The sequence below is a fragment of the Nocardia otitidiscaviarum genome (genome assembly GCF_007362295.1).
In the GTDB taxonomy this organism is placed as follows: Bacteria; Actinomycetota; Actinomycetes; order Mycobacteriales; family Mycobacteriaceae; genus Nocardia; species Nocardia otitidiscaviarum.
In genome coordinates, this window is record NZ_CP041695.1 from 2831147 (window position 1) to 2849667 (window position 18521).

The window sequence follows — 18521 nt, forward strand, 5'->3', positions numbered from 1 at the left end:
GCTACCTGGTTGCCGGTGCGCTGCCGCGTTCGGCGATCGCGCGGTAGCAGGCGTTCCACAGCCACTCCACCGGTCCGCGGTCGAACCGGCGCAGCCACAGGTGCGCGAACACCAGCATGGCCGCGGCGACCCCGAGGTAGACCGCGATGGTGAACGGCACCCGGGCGTCGGCGGAGACCCGGGCGGCCAACCCCAGCCCCCAGCCATAGCAGATGGTCGACGCCACCACATTCTGGAGGATGTAGCAGCTCAGCGCCATGCGGCCGACCTCGCCGAACCGCCGCCCGACCCAGCCGGGGCGCGGCCGGTTCCGGTAGAACCAGGCCACCAGCCCCAGGATGCCCAGCGCCACGAACGGCGCGATCCCGTAGCGGGTGATCAGGGTCAGATCACCGCCGCCGAAGACGCCCAGGCCCATGTCCAGTGGTGCGGCCACCGCGCCGATGACCATGAGCCGCTTGCGGATTCGCCCGCCCTCGGGTGCGAACAGACCGGCCTGGAACAGCCGCGCGCCCACCAGGAACAGGGCGATGGACATGGGGAAGATGACGATGGTCTCCAGCCGGAACAGCAGCAGATGCTCCCAGCGGAACACCACCAGATCCCAGAACGACCCGTCCGCGAAGGGATTCGGATCCAGTGGCTCGGCGGGCCCGGAGTCCGATCGCGGCGCGAACAGCAGCGCCAGCGCGGCGAGGGCCAGGAAGGTCAGGTGGACTGCGGCCGTGGACAGCAGCCAGCGGCGCTGCGCGCGCGGGCTCGTCGCCAGGATGTAGGCCACCACCAGGCCGGTGACGGCGTAGCCCATGAGTACGTCGAACTCGGTGAACAGCAGGAAGTGCAGCAGACCGTCGACGAACAGCAGCAGGGCTCGCCACGGATACTTGCCGGGCCAGGGCCGACCGGCCCGCGCCGCCGATCGCTGCTGGATAGCCAGCCCGATGCCGAACATGATGGTGAGCAGCCCCAGGAATTTGCCCTGCGCCACCTGCTGGAGTACGCGTTCGGTCCACATCCAGGCGGTGTTCGCGGCCTCGGTGCCCTGGAGATAGCCGAGCAGGCCCTCGGGGTCGGTGAAGATCCAGACATTGGTGCCGAGGGTGCCGAGAATGGCGATGCCGCGCAGCACGTCGAGCGCGGCCACCCGGCTGGACGGCTGCGGCGCGGTGGGTCGGTCGGTGGGTTGCGCGCTGGTCGCGGACGCTCCGGTATGCGGAGCGGAAACCGGTTCGGGCATGCGGAGATTCTCCCGAATCCCCCGGTCGCGGCGCGTCGCCCGCAGGGATGACCACGGCTACGACTCGAGTCGTGGACCACCCCGAGCCGGGTCCGTCGTGCGGTGGTCGCGCACGCCGCGCACCGGCCCGCGTGACACCGCACTCGCCCCGGGCGCACCCGATTCCGCCCGGTGTCGCCTAGGCTCGTTCCCATGCAGCGCATCATCGGAATCGAGGTCGAGTACGGCATTTCCACGCCTACGGAGCCGTCGGCCAACCCGATTCTCACCTCCACCCAGGCGGTGCTCGCCTACGCCGCGGCCGAGGGCGTGCCGCGCGCCAAGCGCACCCGCTGGGATTACGAGGTGGAATCCCCGTTGCGCGACGCTCGCGGCTTCGACCTGGGCAGGCTCAACGGGCCCGCGCCGGTGATCGACGCCGACGAGGTGGGCGCGGCCAATATGATCCTCACCAACGGGGCTCGCCTCTACGTCGACCACGCCCACCCGGAATACTCCGCCCCCGAGGTGACCGATCCGCTGGACGCGGTCATCTGGGACAAGGCCGGTGAGCGCGTCATGGAGGCCGCCGCCCGCTACGCCTCCAGCGTGCCCGGCGCGCCCCGCATGCAGCTCTACAAGAACAATGTGGACGGCAAGGGGGCCTCCTACGGCACCCACGAGAACTACCTGATGAACCGGGACACGCCGTTCAACCAGATCATCCTGGGTCTCACCCCGTTCTTCGCCTCCCGCCAGGTGGTGTGCGGCTCCGGGCGGGTGGGTATCGGCCAGTCCGGTGACCAGCCCGGATTCCAGCTGTCCCAGCGTGCCGACTACATCGAGGTGGAGGTCGGGCTGGAGACCACCCTCAAGCGCGGCATCATCAACACCCGCGACGAACCGCACGCCGACGCCGACAAATACCGCCGACTGCACGTGATCATCGGCGACGCCAACCTCTCGGAGTGGTCCACCTACCTCAAGGTCGGCTCGACCGCGCTGGTGCTGGACCTCATCGAGGCGGGGGAGGACCTGTCCGATCTGCAACTGGCCCGCCCGGTCACCGCGGTGCACACCATCAGCCATGATCCCAGCCTGCGCGCTACCGTCGCGCTCGCCGACGGCCGTGAGCTGACCGGCCTTGCGCTGCAACGGATCTACCTGGACCGGGTGGAGAAGTACAACGACCGCATCGGCAATGACGATCCGCGCGTCAAGGATGTCATCGACAAGTGGGCGCACGTGCTGGACCTGCTCGAGCGCGACCCCATGGAAACCGCCGACCTGCTCGACTGGACCGCGAAACTGCGCCTGCTGGAAGGGATTCGCAATCGCGAGGGGCTGGGCTGGGCGGCGCCGAAACTGCACCTGGTGGACCTGCAGTACTCGGATGTGCGGCTGGACAAGGGCCTCTACAACCGCCTGGTGGCGCGCGGCTCCATGCGGCGGCTGGTGACCGAACAGCAGGTCACCGACGCCATGACCAATCCGCCCACCGACACCCGGGCCTACTTCCGGGGTGAGTGCCTGCGCCGTTTCGGTGCCGATATCGCCGCCGCCAGCTGGGATTCGGTGATTTTCGACCTCGGCGGGGATTCGCTGGTGCGCATTCCCACCCTGGAACCGCGCCGGGGCACGAAATCGCATGTCGGCACGCTGCTCGACAGCGCGCACACCGCCGCCGAGCTGGTGGATCAGCTCACCCACTGAGTTTCGCCGGGAGCGAAATCACGCATTGCGCGGGTGTTGCGGCCGGGGCACATTGCGGGCGAATCCCGCATGATGTCGCCTCGGCTGGGTAGTGTTGTGGGACGAGATCGGTTTCGAACGTCCGTTCTCGCCGATGATCAGTACAGAGGAGGTCGGCTGCTATGGCACAAGAGCAGACCAAGCGCGCCGGTGGCGGCGACGAGGACGAGGGCCCCGTCGACGGGGGAGCGGGACAGGAGCGCCGCGAGAAGCTGGCGGAGGATACCGACGACCTGCTCGACGAGATCGATGACGTCCTCGAGGAGAACGCGGAAGACTTCGTGCGCGCCTACGTTCAGAAGGGCGGCCAGTGACAGCGGGTGACCCCTTGCGTCTCCACACGGGGTACGCCCTCTCCTCCTTCTCCGAATATCTGCGAGTGAACGCGCCGGAACTGTTGCCCGCCAACAAGTTCCGGTCCGACGGCGGGCATGTCGGCGGTGTCGCGCCGTCGGATTTCGCACCGCACGGCACCACCATCGTCGCGGTCTCCTACCGCGGCGGGGTGGTGATCGCCGGTGACCGGCGCGCCACCCAGGGCAATCTGCTGGCCAGCCGGGATATCGAGAAGGTGTACATCACCGACTCGTACTCGGCGGCCGGGATCGCGGGCACCGCGGGTATGGCGATCGAGATGATCCGGCTCTTCGCCGTGGAGCTCGAGTACTACGAGAAGATCGAGGGCGTCCCGCTCACCTTCGACGGCAAATCCAACAAGCTGTCGAAGATGGTGCGCGACAACCTGCCCGCGGCATTGCAGGGCCTGGCGGTCGTGCCGCTGCTGGTGGGCTTCGATCCGTCCGCGCTGGACCCCGATCGGGCCGGGCGCATCGTGTCCTACGACGTGGTGGGCGGACGCAGCGAGGAGCGGTTCGGCTACACCGCCGTGGGCTCGGGTTCGCTGTTCGCCAAGTCGTCGCTGAAGAAGACCTACAGCCGCGGCCTCGACCAGGAACGAGCGCTGCGCATCGCGGTCGAGTCGCTGTTCGACGCGGCCGATGACGACACCGCCACCGGCGGCCCGGACACCATGCGCGGGATCTACCCCACGGCCATCACCATCGATGCCGAGGGCGCGGAGGAAGTGACCGAGGACCGGCTGGCAGAGATTACGCGGGCCATCGTGGACGATCGCGTCGCGGCGGCCGCTGAAGGGAGCGGCGAAGCATGACACTGCCGTACTACGCGTCGGCCGAACAGATCATGCGCGACAAGACCGAGCTCGCGCGCAAGGGTATCGCTCGCGGCCGCAGTGTCGTGGTGTTGGTGTACGACAAGGGCGTGCTGTTCGTCGCCGAGAACCCCTCGGCGACCCTGCACAAGGTGAGTGAGCTGTACGACCGGGTCGGGTTCGCCGCGGTCGGCAAGTACAACGAGTTCGAGAATCTGCGCCGGGGCGGCATTCTGCAGGCCGACCTGCGCGGCTACCAGTACGACCGGCGGGATGTGACCGGCCGGGCGCTGGCCAATATGTACGCCTCCACGCTGGGGTCCATCTTCACCGATCAGCTCAAGCCGTTCGAGGTGGAGATCTGCATCGGCGAGGTCGGCTATCCGGAGCAGGACCCGGATGCGGTGCTGTACCGGATCAACTTCGACGGTTCGATAGTCGACGAGCGGGAATTCGTGGTCATGGGCGGCAATACCGAACCCATCCAGACCGCTCTCAAGGCGTCCTATCGACCCGGCCTGGATCTGCACTCGGCAATGGGTGTGGCATTGCAGGCACTGCAGAAGGGCGCGCCCGAGGCCGAAAAGGATCGCAAGCCGCTCGGCGTCGGATCCCTGGAGGTGGCAACCCTGGAGCAAGCCCGGCCCCGGCGGGCGTTCCGCCGCATTCCGGCGGCGACTCTCCAGGATGTGATCACCGGTAGAACCAGCGAGGCGACCTCGGCCGACGCGGCCGAGAAACCGTCGGCGGGAGATCCGTCGAACCCGTAGCAATTCGATTCCACCAGAGACGAAAACGGCCCCCTTTGCACTCCGCACAGCAGAGTGCGACGGGGGCTTGTTTTATGGCTGCCAGCAGGGGATGCGGCGTTGCATTCCGTGCCGAATCGTTGTCAAGACGTATGCATCGGGATCGTTCGACCGCCCTTGCGCGGCTGTCTCTCGCTGTAATGTCGATGGTGTGCAGCGACGAATTATGGGGATCGAGACCGAATTCGGGGTGACGTGTACGTTCCACGGTCACCGTCGGTTGAGCCCTGACGAGGTGGCCCGGTATCTGTTCCGCCGGGTGGTTTCCTGGGGCCGTAGCTCGAACGTGTTCCTCCGCAACGGTGCCCGGCTCTACCTCGATGTCGGCTCCCACCCGGAGTACGCGACGGCCGAATGCGACAGCCTGGTGCAGCTGGTCACCCACGACCGGGCGGGGGAGCGGGTCCTCGAGGATCTGCTCATCGACGCCGAGCAGCGCTTGGCGGAGGAGGGGATCGGCGGGGACATCTACCTGTTCAAGAACAACACCGACTCGGCGGGCAACTCCTACGGCTGCCACGAGAACTTCCTGGTGGTGCGGGCCGGTGAGTTCTCCCGCATCTCCGATGTACTGCTGCCGTTCCTGGTGACCCGCCAGCTCATCTGCGGGGCGGGCAAGGTGCTGCAGACGCCCAAGGCGGCCACGTTCTGCCTGTCGCAGCGCGCCGAGCACATCTGGGAGGGTGTCTCCTCGGCCACCACCCGCTCCCGGCCCATCATCAACACCCGCGACGAGCCGCACGCCGACGCGGAGAAGTATCGGCGGCTGCACGTCATCGTCGGCGACTCCAATATGGCCGAGCCGACCACCATGCTGAAGGTGGGCACGGCCTCGCTGGTGCTGGAGATGATCGAGGCGGGAGTGTCGTTCCGAGACTTCGCGCTGGACAATCCGATTCGCGCCATCCGCGAGGTGAGCCACGATCTGACCGGTCGCCGCCCGGTGCGGCTGGCGGGCGGGCGGCAGGCGTCGGCGCTGGACATCCAGCGCGAGTACTACGCCCGCGCGGTCGAACATCTACGCAACCGCGAACGCGATCCGCAGGTCGACGCCGTGGTGGATCTGTGGGGCCGCACCCTCGACGCGGTCGAGGCGCAGGACTTCGCCAAGGTCGACACCGAGATCGACTGGGTGATCAAGCGCAAGCTGTTCCAGCGCTACCAGGACCGCTACAGCATGGAGCTGTCCGACCCCAAGATCGCCCAGCTGGACCTGGCCTACCACGACATCAAGCGCGGTCGCGGCGTGTTCGACCTGTTGCAGCGCAAGGGCCTGGCCAAGCGGGTGACCGAGGACGACGTCGTGGACGCGGCGGTCACCACGCCCCCGCAGACCACCCGCGCCAAACTGCGCGGCGATTTCATCACCGCCGCCCAGGAGGCGGGCCGCGACTTCACCGTCGACTGGGTCCACCTCAAGCTCAACGACCAGGCGCAGCGCACCGTGCTGTGCAAGGACCCGTTCCGCTCGGTCGACGAGCGCGTGGACCGGCTCATCGCCTCGATGTGAGCGTTCGAGGGCAGTCGAGAGGCCGGGACCCGCGACCGGGGCCCGGCCTCTCGAGCTGTCCGACCCGCCTGTCCGATCGGCCTGTCGGAGCGGCCTGCACAGCCGGACGCGGCGTGCGATCGGCATCGCGCTCCGGTGCGGTCGGAGCGGAGCCCAGCCGGACGCGTGGTGTGTGCCGCCGGGCCGGGCGTGGGGCGCACGTCGGCGGTGCCGAGGCGGTTGAAGCGCCGGGGCGGTGCGATCCCGCGCGGCCGCGCCGGGGCCGCGCAGCGTCGATGGGCCCGTCTGGCCGCGGCCCGGTGCCGCGGCCGGGGCCATGCCCGGGACGGAACCGACCGGGTCGTGCGGCACCGGCTCGGCGCGCACACTACTCTCTATCGGGTGGCGATATCCAAGGTCGAGCGGTTGATGAATCTGGTTATCGCGCTGCTGTCGACGCGCCAGTTCCTGACCGCCGAGCGGATTCGGGAATCGGTGGCGGGGTACGAGGAGTCCGCGAGTGACGAGGCGTTCAGCCGGATGTTCGAGCGGGACAAGAACGAGCTGCGCGATCTGGGCATACCCCTCGAGATCGGTCCGGTCAGCCGGTTCTCCAGCGTGGAGGGCTACCGCATCAACCGGGATGCCTACGAACTACCCGATATCGATCTGACCCGTGAGGAAGCCGCGGCCGTCGCGGTGGCCGTGCAGTTGTGGGAATCCCCCGAACTGGCGACCGCCGTGGAGGGCGCGCTGTTGAAGCTGCGCGCTGCCGGGGTGCACGTCGAACCCGAGAACGGGGTGGCGTCGGTGCCCGCGGTGCCGGCGCGCACCCGCGGCGCGGAACCGGTGCTGGGCAGGCTGCTGGCCGCCATCGACGCCGGACAGGCGGTGCGGTTCCCGCATCGCACCAGCGGCGACGAGTACATCGAACGCGATGTGCTGCCCTGGGGTGTGGTGACCCAGCACGGCCGCTGGTACCTGGTCGGCCACGACAACGCCCGCGACGATGTGCGCACCTTCCGGATCTCCCGGATCGGGGAGCAGGTCACCCCCTACGGACCGGTCAACGCGGTGCACAAGCCCGAAAACGTCGATCTGCGCGAGATCGTGACCCGGGTGACCAGCCAGGCCCCGATCACCGGCTCCGCCACCGTCTGGGTGGCCAAGGGTCGCGGTCAGGAGATCCGCCGCCTCGGCGCGACCATGGAGGAGCGCGAGATCGGCGGCCGCCCCGGCTCGGTGGTGGAGGTGCCGGTCCGCTCCCGCGACTGGCTGGCCCGCCTGCTCACCGGCCTCGGCCCCGACGCCCTGGTGCTGGCCCCGGAAGAGTTGCGCGACACGGTGATCGGCCGCCTCCGGTCGGTGCTGGAACAGACGGAGGTCACGGCGTGAGCATCAGGGCCGGAGGAGGCAGCTCGAGTCGGGCGGAGCCAGCCGACCGGCTGTCCGTTGAGGGCGGCGGTGGGAGACGGGTGGGCCACGCAGGCCCAGGGAGCGCCGAGGAGTATTCAGCGTGAGCAGTCCCAAGGTCACCGGGAGCCGACTGTCGGTGCGGCTGTCGCGGCTGTTGAACATGGTGCCGTACTTCCTGGCGAATCCGGGGATCAGCGCCGCCGAGGCCGCCGCCGAGCTGGGGGTCACCACCAAGCAGCTGATGAGCGATCTGAATCAGCTCTGGATGTGCGGTCTGCCGGGGTACGGTCCGGGTGACCTCATCGACCTGTCCTTCTCCGAGGAGAGCATCGAGGTCACCTTCTCCGCGGGCATCGACCGCCCGCTGCGCCTGACCTCCACCGAGGCGACGGCCCTGCTGGTGGCGTTGCGGTCGATCGCGGACCTGCCGGGCATGGTCGATCCGAGCGCCGCGCACTCCGCCACCGCCAAGATCGAGTCCGCGATCTCCGGGCGGGAGGCCGAGATTCGCGCCGCCGCGCCGGTGGAGGCCCCCGCGGTGGCCACCGTCCGCTCGGCGCTGGCCCGCAATCGCGCGCTGCGCCTGGTCTACTACTCGGCCAGCCGCGACGTGGTCTCCGAGCGGGTGGTCGACCCCATTCGAATCGTCCTGGTGGACAACAACTCCTATCTGCAGGCCTGGTGCCGCCAGGCCGAGGGCGTGCGGCTGTTCCGCCTGGACCGCATCGAGGAGGCGACCGAACTCGACGAGCCCGCCCACCCGCCGGTGGACGCCACCGACGAGTCCGCGGGGCTGAACCTGTTCGTGGACGATCCCGCGGTCCCCTTGGCGCGCCTGCGGATTCACGCCGACTACGCGTGGGTGCTGGATCAGTACCCGATGCACCGGGTGACGACGCACCCGGACGGCAGTGTCGAGGCCACCATGCGTTTCGCCACCCTGGACTGGATGGCCCGGCTGCTGCTCGGTTTCGGTTCCGGCGTCACCGTGCTGGGGCCGCCGGATCTGGTGAGCGCGGTGCGGGACCGGTCGAGTGCGGCGCTGGCCGCCTACGCCGCGCTGGTCGACGCCGGATAGCGTGGCGAGGACAGGGTGTGAGGAGGTCGGTCCCGGTGACATGTCGTGTGCTGGTGCTCGGCGCGGGCAGTATCGGTAGCTATGTGGGCGGCGCACTGGCCGCCGCCGGGGCGGATGTCACCTTCGTCGGCCGCCCCCGGCTGCTCGACGAGCTGCGGGCCTCCGGCCTGCGGCTCACCGATCTGGACGGACGCGACGAGCGGGTCGCGCCGGACGCCTTCCGCACCGCCACCTCCACCGCCGGTGTCGATGCCGCGGATCTGGTCCTGATCTGTGTGAAATCACGCGATACCGCCTCGGCCGCAGCCGAATTGGCGGGACGGCTGGCCCCCGGCACGGTGGTGGTGAGCCTGCAGAACGGTATCGGCAACGATACGGTCATCCGCGAGCTGCTGCCCACCTGCGTGGTGCTGCCGGGCATGGTCATGTTCAATGTGGTGCACCACGGCGACGGCCGCTTCCATCGCGGCACGGCGGGCGGTATCGCCGTGGCCGACGATCCGGCCCTGGACCGCTTCCGGCCGGTGCTGGACCGCTCCCGGCTGGGGGTGCGCCGCTATCCGGACCTGCTGCCGGTGCAGTGGGCGAAACTGCTGCTCAACCTGAACAACCCGATCAACGCGCTGTCCGGCCGCCCGCTGCGCGAGCAGCTGGCCCAGCGGGACTACCGGCGCTGTCTGGCGCTGGCGCAGCGGGAGGCGTTGCGCGCCATGGCCCGCGCCCGCATTCGCCCGGCCCGGCTCACCGCGCTGCCGCCGGAGCTGATGGCGCGGCTGCTGACCGTCCCCGATGCCGTCTTCACCCGGGTGGCGGGCACGGTGCTGGCGGTGGACCCGGTGGCGCGCTCCTCCATGGCCGATGATCTGGCCGCCGGGCGCAGCACCGAAATCGCCTGGCTGAGCGGTGAAATCGTGAGCCTGGGCAAGATCGTCGGGATGCCGACGCCGGTGAACCAGCGCCTCGTCGAGCTCATCACGGCCGCCGAGAACGGCGACCGTCGCACCTGGTCGGGTGCGGAACTGCTGGCCGAACTCGGTGCGGCGGCGGATCGGTCCGTCGTGGGTAACATCCGGGCACATCCGGGTGACCAGCGGTCGAACCAGGGTTGACAAATGGTTCGCCATATGCCGGTCGGGTAGCATCAGGTGACTACGAGTTTGGAGGAAGTCGAATGGGTTCATTGAGCGCGACGCACTGGATCATCATCGCGTTGGTGTTCCTGGTTCTGTTCGGGGCCAAGCGGCTTCCGGACGCGGCCCGGGGTCTCGGACGGTCGCTGCGCATCTTCAAGAGCGAAATGAGCGAGATGCAGTCCGAGGGTGACAAGGACAAGACCACGCAGGCCCAGGCCCCCGCGCCGGAACTGCCCGCCGCCCAGCAGCCCGGCACGCCGGTCCAGCAGCCCAAGTCCGATCTGAACAAGGCGTAACCGCCCTGTCGTAACGCCCGGGATGAGGAACTCGTCCCGGGGCGAGTTCTGTCCAGGTCCGGCGCCAGGCGATCAGCGAGGCATCACATCCATGCGCATTCCGTTCGACCCCCGGCGCAGTCGGCGTAGAACGAATCCCGACGGCACCATGTCGTTGGTCGAGCATCTGCACGAGCTGCGGTCCCGACTGCTGAAGTCCATCCTCGCGGTGGTGCTGACCTCGGTGCTCGGTTTCCTGTGGTACTCGCACTCCTTCCTCTGGATGGACAGCCTCGGCGATATCCTGCGCGGCCCCTACTGTGCGCTGGACCCGGCCAAACGCGCCGCGCTCACCGCCGACGGCGAATGCCGCCTGCTCGCCACCGGACCGTTCGAGCAGTTCATGCTGCGCCTGAAGGTCGGCCTCACCGCGGGTATCGTGCTGGCCAGTCCGGTCTGGCTGTACCAGCTGTGGGCCTTCATCACCCCCGGCCTGTACGCCAAGGAGCGCAAGTACGCGGTCTCCTTCGTGGCGTCGGGCGCGACGCTGTTCACCGCGGGCGCGGTGCTCGCCTACTGGGTGGTCGCGCACGCGCTGGAATTCCTCATGGGAATCGGCGACAACGTGCAGATCACGGCGCTGAGCGGTACGGAGTACTTCAGCTTCATCATCCAGCTGCTGATCATCTTCGGTGTCAGCTTCGAGACACCGCTCATCATCGTCGGGCTCAATTTCATCGGCGTGCTCACCTACGAGAAGCTGGTGAAGTGGCGGCGCGGCATGATCTTCGGCCTGTTCGTGTTCGCGGCCATCGTGACCCCGCAGGACCCGTTCTCCATGCTGGCGCTGGCCTTCGCGCTGACCGTGCTGTTCGAACTGGCTGTCCAGATCGCGCGGCTCAACGACAGGCGCAAGGCGCGACAGGCCGAGAGCTGGGGCGCGCTCTCCGATGATCAGGCGTCGCCGCTGAGCGGCGGACCAGGCGCGATCGAGCGCCCGGAACCGGTCGGCGCACCCGATCCGGTCGCCGCGCCGGAGAAAACCATACGTTCGACGTCGGATTACTCCGATACTCTCTGACGAGTGGCAGATCGGTCGCTCACTGGCGAACTGGCGGCATTCGCCGCCGAACTGAAATTCAGCCTGGATCCGTTCCAGGAGGACGCGTGCAAGGCCCTGGAGGGCGGGCACAGCGTCCTCGTCTGCGCGCCCACCGGCGCGGGCAAAACCGTGGTGGGCGAATTCGCGGTACACCTGGCGCTGGCCTCCGGGGGCAAATGCTTCTACACCACGCCCATCAAGGCGCTGTCGAACCAGAAGTTCGCCGACCTCACCGAGCGGCACGGCCGCGACGCGGTCGGCCTGCTCACCGGTGACCAGTCCATCAATCCGGACGCGCCCGTGGTGGTCATGACCACCGAGGTGCTGCGCAATATGCTCTACGCCGGTTCGGACGCGCTGCACGGCCTGTCCTATGTGGTGATGGACGAGGTGCACTACCTCGCCGATCGGTTCCGCGGCGCGGTGTGGGAGGAGGTCATCCTGCACCTGCCGCCCGAGGTGCGCCTGGTCTCGCTGTCGGCGACGGTCTCCAATGCCGAGGAGTTCGGCGCGTGGATGGAGACCGTGCGCGGCGACACCGCGGTGATCGTGGACGAGACCCGGCCGGTGCCGCTGTGGCAGCACGTCATGGTGGGGCGGCGCATGTTCGATCTGTTCGATACCAAGTCCAGCGATCAGAAGGTGCTCGTGGACGAGGACCTGGTGCGCTACATCCGGCACCGGGAGGCGGTGGACCGGATGGAAGGCTGGGCGGTGCCCGGCGGCCGCGGGCGCGGCGGGGGCCGCCGCATGTTCCGGCCGCTGCCGCGCCCGGAGCTGCTGGCGCGGCTCGACGAGGAGGGGTTGCTGCCCGCCATCACCTTCATCTTCAGCAGGGCGGGGTGTGACGGCGCGTTGGCGCAGTGCCTGCGCTCCCGGCTGGACCTGTCCCGGGACGGGGATGCCGACGAGGTGACGGCCATCATCGAGAAGCACACCGGGGATCTGCCCAAGTCGGATCTGGAGGTGCTCGGCTACTGGGAGTGGCGCGAGGCGCTGCACCGCGGCCTGGCCGCCCACCACGCCGGCATGCTGCCCGCCTTCCGGCACACCGTCGAGGAACTGTTCGTGAAGGGCCTCGTCCGGGCCGTATTCGCCACGGAGACACTGGCTCTGGGCATCAACATGCCCGCGCGCACGGTGGTGCTGGAGCGGCTGGTGAAATTCAACGGCGAGAGCCACGCGGAGCTGACACCGGGGGAGTACACCCAGCTCACCGGGCGTGCCGGGCGGCGCGGCATCGACGTGGAGGGCCACGCGGTGGTGATGTGGACCCCCGACGTGGACACCAGTGCGGTGGCCGGTCTGGCCTCCACCCGCACCTATCCGCTGCGCAGCTCCTTCCGGCCCGGCTACAACATGTCGATCAACCTCATCGACCGGATGGGCGCGGCGGATTCGCGTGCGCTGCTGGAGCGGTCCTTCGCCCAGTTCCAGGCCGACCGGTCGGTGGTCGGCCTGGTGCGTGGCATCGAACGCAATGAGGGCACACTGCGCAAACTGCGCTCCCAGCTCGGCGACGACGACTTCCTGGAGTATTTCCAACTGCGCGAACGCATTCGGGAACGCGAGCGCAGCATCGAACGGCAGGGCCGCACCGACCGCCGCTCGGCGGCGGTGTCCGCGCTGAGCTCGCTGCGCCGCGGCGATGTGGTGGCGATTCCCACCGGGCGGCGCTCCGGCCTCGCGGTGATCCTGGAACCCGATGCCTCACCGGGCGATCCGCGCCCGCTGGTGCTCACCGCCGACAAATGGGCGGGCCGGATCTCGGCCGCCGACTTCCCGACCCCCGCCGAACCGCTGGGCCGCCTGCGGCTGCCCCGCCACGTCGACCACCGCACCGCGCGGGTGCGCCGCGATCTGGCGTCGGCGCTGCGCAGCACCGGGATCACGGTGCCACGGTACAAGGGCGGCAAGAAGTCCCGCGCCGCCGACGATGCGCAATTGCAGTCGCTGCGGCGGGCGCTGCGCGCGCATCCCGCGCACACCCGCCCGGATCGGGAACAGCTGGCACGCATCGGCGAACGCTACAACCGGGTGCAGCGCGAGACCGACTCCATGCGCCAGCAGGTCGCCGCCACCACCAACTCGCTGGCCCGCACCTTCGACCGCATCGTCGGCCTGCTCGAGGAACGCGGCTATGTCGACGACGGCGAGGTCACCGCGGACGGGCGGCGGCTGGCGCGCATCTACGCCGAGGCCGATCTGGTGGTGGCCGAATGTCTGCGCCAGGGGCTGTGGCGTGGGCTGGGACCGGCCGAGCTGGCGGCCGTGGTGTCCATCCTGGTGTACGAATCCCGCCAGGAGGGCGGCTATCTCGGGGCGTCCGGGCCGACCGCGCCCAGCCGCCGCGCCGTGGAGGCCACCATCGGGGTGTGGTCGCGGCTGCGGTCCGACGAGGCCCGGCACAAGCTGTCGCCGACCCGGGAACCCGACCTCGGGTTCATGTCGGGCATCCACACCTGGGCGCGCGGCGACGATCTGGTGGACGCGCTGCTGGCCAGCGGGGATCGCGGGAATCCGCTCTCGGCGGGCGATTTCGTGCGCTGGTGCCGCCAGGTGATCGACCTGCTGGACCAGATCCACAATACGGCCGACGATGAGGAGGTGGCGGCCACGGCGGCCAAGGCGGTGCGCGCCATCCGGCGGGGTGTCGTGGCGGTGGACGCGGCGTGATGACAACGGTTGTGCTTTGATTCCTCGAGTACGACGATCGCGAGTGGAGGCAAGCAGATGAGCGGCCCGTACGGACCGAACGACGCACCGGGCGGAGGACAGGGTAGTCACGACCCGACTCAGCAGTGGACCGGTGGCGTACCCGGACAGCAGTGGGGCGGCCAGCAGCAGCCCGCGCCGCCCACCCAGCAGTGGGGCGATCAGCAGCAGCCCCAGGGACAGTGGGGCCAGCCGCCGCAGCAGCCCGGTGGGCAGCAGTGGGGGCAGAGCCAGCCGCAGTGGCCGCAGCAGGGCCAGTCCGGCACCGACTGGAACCAGCAGCAGCCCGGTGGGCAGCAGTGGGGCCAGAGCCAGCCGCAGTGGCCGCAGCAGGGGCAGCCGGGGCAGCCGGGCTGGGAACAGCAGCAGCCGGGTCAGCCGGGTCAGCCCTGGCCGGGCGCTCAGCCGCCGCAGCAGAAGAAGACCGGCGTCATCATCGCCGCGGTGGTCGGCGCGGTCGTGGTGGTGGCCGCGGTCATCGGCGGCGTGTTCTTCCTGACCGCCAAGGATCAGCTGGACAACAACGCCGTGCAGAACGGCGTGCAGAAGGTGCTGAAGGATTCCTACGGCATCGAGGACGTCAAGGACGTCAGCTGCCCGTCCGGTCAGAAGGTGGAGATCGACAACACCTTCGACTGCACCCTCAAGGTGGGCGGCGAGGACAAGAAGGTGACCATCAAGGTCACCAAGGAGGACGGCACCTACGAGGTCGGCCGCCCCAGCTGAGGGCATGCGGCTGCGTCGAATCGAGCAGGGTATCGAATCGAGCACGGTCGGTCCCCGCGGCGGCGATCGCGGCTACCGCGATCGCGAAGACGACGGTACGAGAGCCGGTTTCGCGCGCCATCCGGTGCGGGAGACCGGCTCTCACCGTGCCGGGACCAGCGCCCGCGACGGGATTGCGCGGGCGATCCGCGCCGACGAGCCCCGCTCGAGTCGGCACCCGGCCCTCAGGCGTTGGCGCGCATGGCCGTCACCAGGCGTTTGATCGGGCTCTCGGCGTTGTAGGCGGCGGCCAGCCCGTCCAGCGCGGCGGGATCGACCGGTGCCGCGGGCAGCGCGTCCGGCCGGGAGAACTCCACCTCGGCATCGCGCACCACCCGCACCACCGGGGCCGCGGCTCGCAGATAGTCGTCCGCGGCGGCCAGCTTGGCGCGCACTCCCTTGGCCAGGTCGGCGGCCGGATCGGCCACCGCCGCGCGCAGCGCCTCGAGTGAGCCGAATCGGGAGATGAGGGTGGCGGCGGACTTGTCGCCGATGCCCGCCACGCCGGGCAGCCCGTCCGAGGCGTCACCGCGCAGGGTCGCCATATCCGCGTAGGCCGGGCCCGCGTTCTGCTGGGGCACACCGTATTTCGCCGCCACCTCGGCCGGACCCCACAGCTGTGCCTTGGCCAGCCCCTGACCCACGTAGAACAGCCGCACCGGCGGCGCCGGATCGTCACGCACCAGCTGCATGAGGTCGCGGTCGCCGCTCACCACGATCACCTCGCTGTCGCGCTCCCGGGTGGCGAGGGTGCCGATCACGTCGTCGGCCTCCAGTCCGTCCGCGCCCGCGGTGGCGATCCCGGCGGCCTCCAGCATCCGCAGGATCATGTCGACCTGCGGGGTGAGGGTGTCGGGCACCTCCTCGACATCCGGATCGGCGGCGTCGGCGAGCCGGTGCGCCTTGTAGGAGGGCACCAGATCCACCCGGAAGGTCGGCCGCCAGTCCAGATCCAGGCAGACCGTCAGCCGACTCGGCCGATGCTGTTTGATCAGCGCGGCGACCATATCGGTGAACCCGCGCAGCGCGTTCACCGGCTGCCCGTCGGGTGCGGTGATCTTCTCCGGGATGGCGTAGAACGCGCGGAACCAGAGACTGGCTCCGTCGAGCAGCAGCAGCGGACCGGTGGGGTTGCTCATGGTCTCCAGACGCTACCGCCCGCCGCCGACAGACGGTGTCGAGGTCGCGCCGCGACACGGGTAACGTCGAACCCTATGAGCTCTCACGACGAGTCACGGTTCACAGCGGACGTCTACGGAGCGCGACTGGAGCGGGCGGCGGAGTTGACCCGCGCCGCCCATCTGGACGCGCTGCTCATCACCCCCGGCCCCGACCTGCAATATCTGATCGGTTCCCGGGCGCAGTCGTTCGAACGGCTCACCTGCCTGGTGATTCCGGCGTCCGGGGAGACGCCGTCGGTGATCATCCCCAAGCTGGAACTGGCCGCACTGGGCGGTTCGGCGGCGGGCGAACTGGGCCTGCAGGTGGTCGACTGGACCGACGGGGTCGATCCGTACGCGCTGGTGAAATCGGTGCTGAACGCGGGCGCGCGCACCGCCGTGGACGACCACATGCCCGCCCTGCACCTGCTGCCCGTCGCCGAGACCCTGCGCCAGCTGCCCGTCTCGGCCACCCCGATCCTGCGGCAGCTGCGAATGATCAAGGACGCCACCGAGATCGACGCGCTGCGCCGGGCGGGCGCCGCCATCGACCGGGTGCACGCGCGGATGGGCGAGTTCCTGCGCGTCGGCCGCACCGAGCGCGAGGTGGCCGCCGACATCACCGCGGCCATCGTCGAGGAGGGCCACACCGGCGCCGCCTTCGTGATCGTGGGCAGCGGCCCGCACGGCGCGGATCCGCACCACGAGGTGTCCGATCGGGTGATCTGCGACGGGGACGTGGTGGTCGTCGATATCGGCGGCCCGGTCGAACCCGGCTACTTCTCCGACTGCACCCGCACCTATGTGCTCGGCGAACCGTCGGAGGAGATCGCGGCCCAGTTCACCGAATTGGAGCGCGCCCAGGCCGCCGCGGTGGCCGCGGTCCGGCCCGGCGTGACCGCGCACGCCGTCGACGCCGCCGCCCGCGATCGCCTGGTCGCCGCCGGGTTGGGCCGCAACTTCGTGCACCGCACCGGGCACGGCATCGGCCTGTCGGTGCACGAGGAGCCCTACATCGTGGCGGGCAACGACATTCCGCTCGCGGCGGGGATGGCCTTCAGCGTCGAACCAGGCATCTATTTCGCCGGTGAGTGGGGCGCCCGCATCGAGGACATCGTCGTGGTGACCGAGGACGGCTGCGAATCGGTCAATACCCGCCCGCACGGCCTGACCCGGCTCTAGCGGATCGCGGACGCGCTCGGCGTCAGGGTTCCACCTGCGCCGAGAGCGGAATTCCGGTGTGCAGGAAGCGGATCAGGCGTCCGATGCGGACGCAGTGTGCGGCGCAGCGGTCGTAGTGCTGCGCCAGCAGGGCCACGTCCACCGCCATGGCGGCGCCGTGCGCCCAGCTGGTGTCACCGACCACCCGCAGCACTTGGCGATGCAGCCGGTCGAGGGTGTCGTCGGAGGGAATCGGCGCCAGATCCGGGGAGGGTGGCCGGGCGACGATGGCCGCCACCGCGGCGGCGGCCAGATGCGTGGTGGCCGTGGCCATTCCGGTCAGCAGGGTGACCACGTGCGGCGGCGCCACCGGCAGCGGGTGGCGGCGCACCACGCTGTCGGCCACCCGGCTGAGCGCGCCGCCGATGCCGTTGAGGTCGTCGGCGATCTGGATGGCGGTCACCACATGGCGCAGATCGCGTGCGACGGGCGCCTCCAGCGCCAGCAGGATGACCGATCTGTCCTCGCAGGTGGCGTGCTTGGTCTGTAACTGCTCCTCGAGGGCGAAGACCTCGTAGGCGGCGCCCAGATCGGTGTCGGTCAGCGCGGCCGTGGCCCGCTCGGTGGCCTCGTGCGCGAGTCGCGCCATGTGGGCGAGCTCATGGGTCAGCGTGGTGAGCTCGTAGGAGAATTTCGTCCGCACGGAGTTATCTTCGCTGCCGAGTGGGCGGGACGCACAAATTCGCGAAATGGACCGGCAGGTATGCGAATTCGGAGTGACATGACCCCGATGCGACTCAGTGCGCGGCCGCGCCGCCGTTCTTCAGCGTGCCGCTCGACAGCACCCGCTGCACCTTGATGGCGATGACCACCCGGTTCGGATTCTCCCGCGGCACCCGGTAGCGCCGCGCGTACCGCCGCTCCGCGTCGGCCACGCTCACCGCGTCGTCGAGCACCTCGGCCGGACCCTCCAGGGTGAGCCACCGGGGGCCGTCCACCTGACTCACCGCCGCGTACCCCGACCGGCGCACATTGCGCACCTTCACCTTGTCGTCGCTGGTGATCACCCGCGCGACCCCGGCCTCCGGATCCCAGGTGAAGCCCACCGCCACCACATGCGGGGTGCCGTCGGCGCGCAGCGTGCTCAGCGTCGCCAGATGGCGTTCGGCGACGAATTCGAGGGCGGCGGCGGAGAGCTCGGGGCGCGGGGTCGGCATGGTCCGACGCTACCAACTCCGGGCGGCGGCCGGACCGCACCGGTCCCTTTGGCAGACTGAGC

17 protein-coding genes are annotated in these 18521 nt (G+C 69.6%); 13 read left to right on the top strand and 4 right to left on the bottom strand.

Annotated features, from left to right (window positions below; all coding sequences use genetic code 11):
* Position 1: 1 nt before the first annotated feature.
* Positions 2-1237, bottom strand: a complete 1236-nt coding sequence (locus FOH10_RS12405) for a DUF418 domain-containing protein (protein WP_143980816.1) — start codon at positions 1235-1237, stop codon at positions 2-4.
* A gap of 192 nt (positions 1238-1429) precedes the next feature.
* On the opposite strand from FOH10_RS12405, the gene dop reads away from it, so the two are divergent.
* The 12 genes from dop (at position 1430) to FOH10_RS12465 (ending at position 14882) form a co-directional block, all read left to right on the top strand.
* Complete coding sequence (gene dop / locus FOH10_RS12410) at positions 1430-2929, top strand: depupylase/deamidase Dop (protein ID WP_143980817.1); 1500 nt, start codon at positions 1430-1432, stop codon at positions 2927-2929.
* Positions 2930-3090: 161 nt separating this feature from the next.
* Positions 3091-3282: a ubiquitin-like protein Pup gene (locus FOH10_RS12415; protein WP_029927979.1), complete on the top strand. Its 192-nt coding sequence runs from the start codon at positions 3091-3093 to the stop codon at positions 3280-3282.
* Positions 3279-4139, top strand: coding sequence for a proteasome subunit beta (gene prcB, locus FOH10_RS12420; protein WP_143980818.1), 861 nt, complete (start codon positions 3279-3281; stop codon positions 4137-4139). Before FOH10_RS12415 ends, prcB begins: the two co-directional genes overlap by 4 nt.
* Positions 4136-4909, top strand: coding sequence for a proteasome subunit alpha (prcA, locus tag FOH10_RS12425; protein ID WP_039814475.1), 774 nt, complete (start codon positions 4136-4138; stop codon positions 4907-4909). Before prcB ends, prcA begins: the two co-directional genes overlap by 4 nt.
* Positions 4910-5099: 190 nt before the next feature.
* A complete protein-coding gene (gene pafA / locus FOH10_RS12430) occupies positions 5100-6458 on the top strand; it encodes a Pup--protein ligase (RefSeq protein ID WP_186000811.1) in 1359 nt (452 codons plus the stop codon).
* Positions 6459-6839: 381 nt separating this feature from the next.
* Complete coding sequence (locus FOH10_RS12435; protein ID WP_143980819.1) at positions 6840-7832, top strand: helix-turn-helix transcriptional regulator; 993 nt, start codon at positions 6840-6842, stop codon at positions 7830-7832.
* Positions 7833-8013: 181 nt separating this feature from the next.
* On the top strand, positions 8014-8931 hold the full coding sequence (locus FOH10_RS12440; RefSeq protein WP_143984045.1) for a helix-turn-helix transcriptional regulator: 918 nt from the start codon (positions 8014-8016) through the stop codon (positions 8929-8931).
* Between the two features lie 35 nt (positions 8932-8966).
* Positions 8967-10040 (top strand): 2-dehydropantoate 2-reductase, encoded by a 1074-nt coding sequence (locus FOH10_RS12445; protein WP_143980820.1) that lies wholly within the window; start codon positions 8967-8969, stop codon positions 10038-10040.
* Positions 10041-10102: 62 nt separating this feature from the next.
* The gene (tatA, locus tag FOH10_RS12450) at positions 10103-10360 is read left to right on the top strand and encodes a Sec-independent protein translocase subunit TatA (RefSeq protein ID WP_029927968.1); all 258 of its coding nucleotides are present in this window, start codon (positions 10103-10105) and stop codon (positions 10358-10360) included.
* Positions 10361-10451: 91 nt separating this feature from the next.
* A complete protein-coding gene (gene tatC / locus FOH10_RS12455) occupies positions 10452-11420 on the top strand; it encodes a twin-arginine translocase subunit TatC (protein ID WP_039814471.1) in 969 nt (322 codons plus the stop codon).
* Positions 11421-11423: 3 nt separating this feature from the next.
* On the top strand, positions 11424-14117 hold the full coding sequence (locus tag FOH10_RS12460) for a DEAD/DEAH box helicase (RefSeq protein WP_143980821.1): 2694 nt from the start codon (positions 11424-11426) through the stop codon (positions 14115-14117).
* A 57-nt stretch (positions 14118-14174) separates the two neighbouring features.
* Positions 14175-14882, top strand: coding sequence for a DUF4333 domain-containing protein (locus FOH10_RS12465; RefSeq protein ID WP_039814468.1), 708 nt, complete (start codon positions 14175-14177; stop codon positions 14880-14882).
* A gap of 224 nt (positions 14883-15106) precedes the next feature.
* On the opposite strand, the gene FOH10_RS12470 is transcribed toward FOH10_RS12465, so the two are convergent.
* Positions 15107-16060 carry a 5'-3' exonuclease gene (locus tag FOH10_RS12470; RefSeq protein WP_143980822.1) on the bottom strand — a complete coding sequence of 318 codons (954 nt, stop codon included), beginning with the start codon at positions 16058-16060 and terminating at the stop codon, positions 15107-15109.
* Positions 16061-16135: 75 nt separating this feature from the next.
* Here FOH10_RS12470 and FOH10_RS12475 point away from each other — a divergent pair, with 75 nt between their 5' ends.
* A complete protein-coding gene (locus FOH10_RS12475; protein ID WP_143980823.1) occupies positions 16136-17263 on the top strand; it encodes a M24 family metallopeptidase in 1128 nt (375 codons plus the stop codon).
* Positions 17264-17285: 22 nt separating this feature from the next.
* Here FOH10_RS12475 and FOH10_RS12480 read toward each other — a convergent pair whose 3' ends face one another.
* Together FOH10_RS12480 and FOH10_RS12485 are read right to left on the bottom strand one after the other, a co-directional pair.
* Positions 17286-17945: a phosphate signaling complex PhoU family protein gene (locus FOH10_RS12480; RefSeq protein ID WP_143980824.1), complete on the bottom strand. Its 660-nt coding sequence runs from the start codon at positions 17943-17945 to the stop codon at positions 17286-17288.
* Between the two features lie 94 nt (positions 17946-18039).
* Entirely contained in the window at positions 18040-18459 is a 420-nt protein-coding gene (locus FOH10_RS12485) for a PPOX class F420-dependent oxidoreductase (protein WP_029927955.1), read from the bottom strand.
* Between the last annotated feature and the right edge of the window lie 62 nt (positions 18460-18521).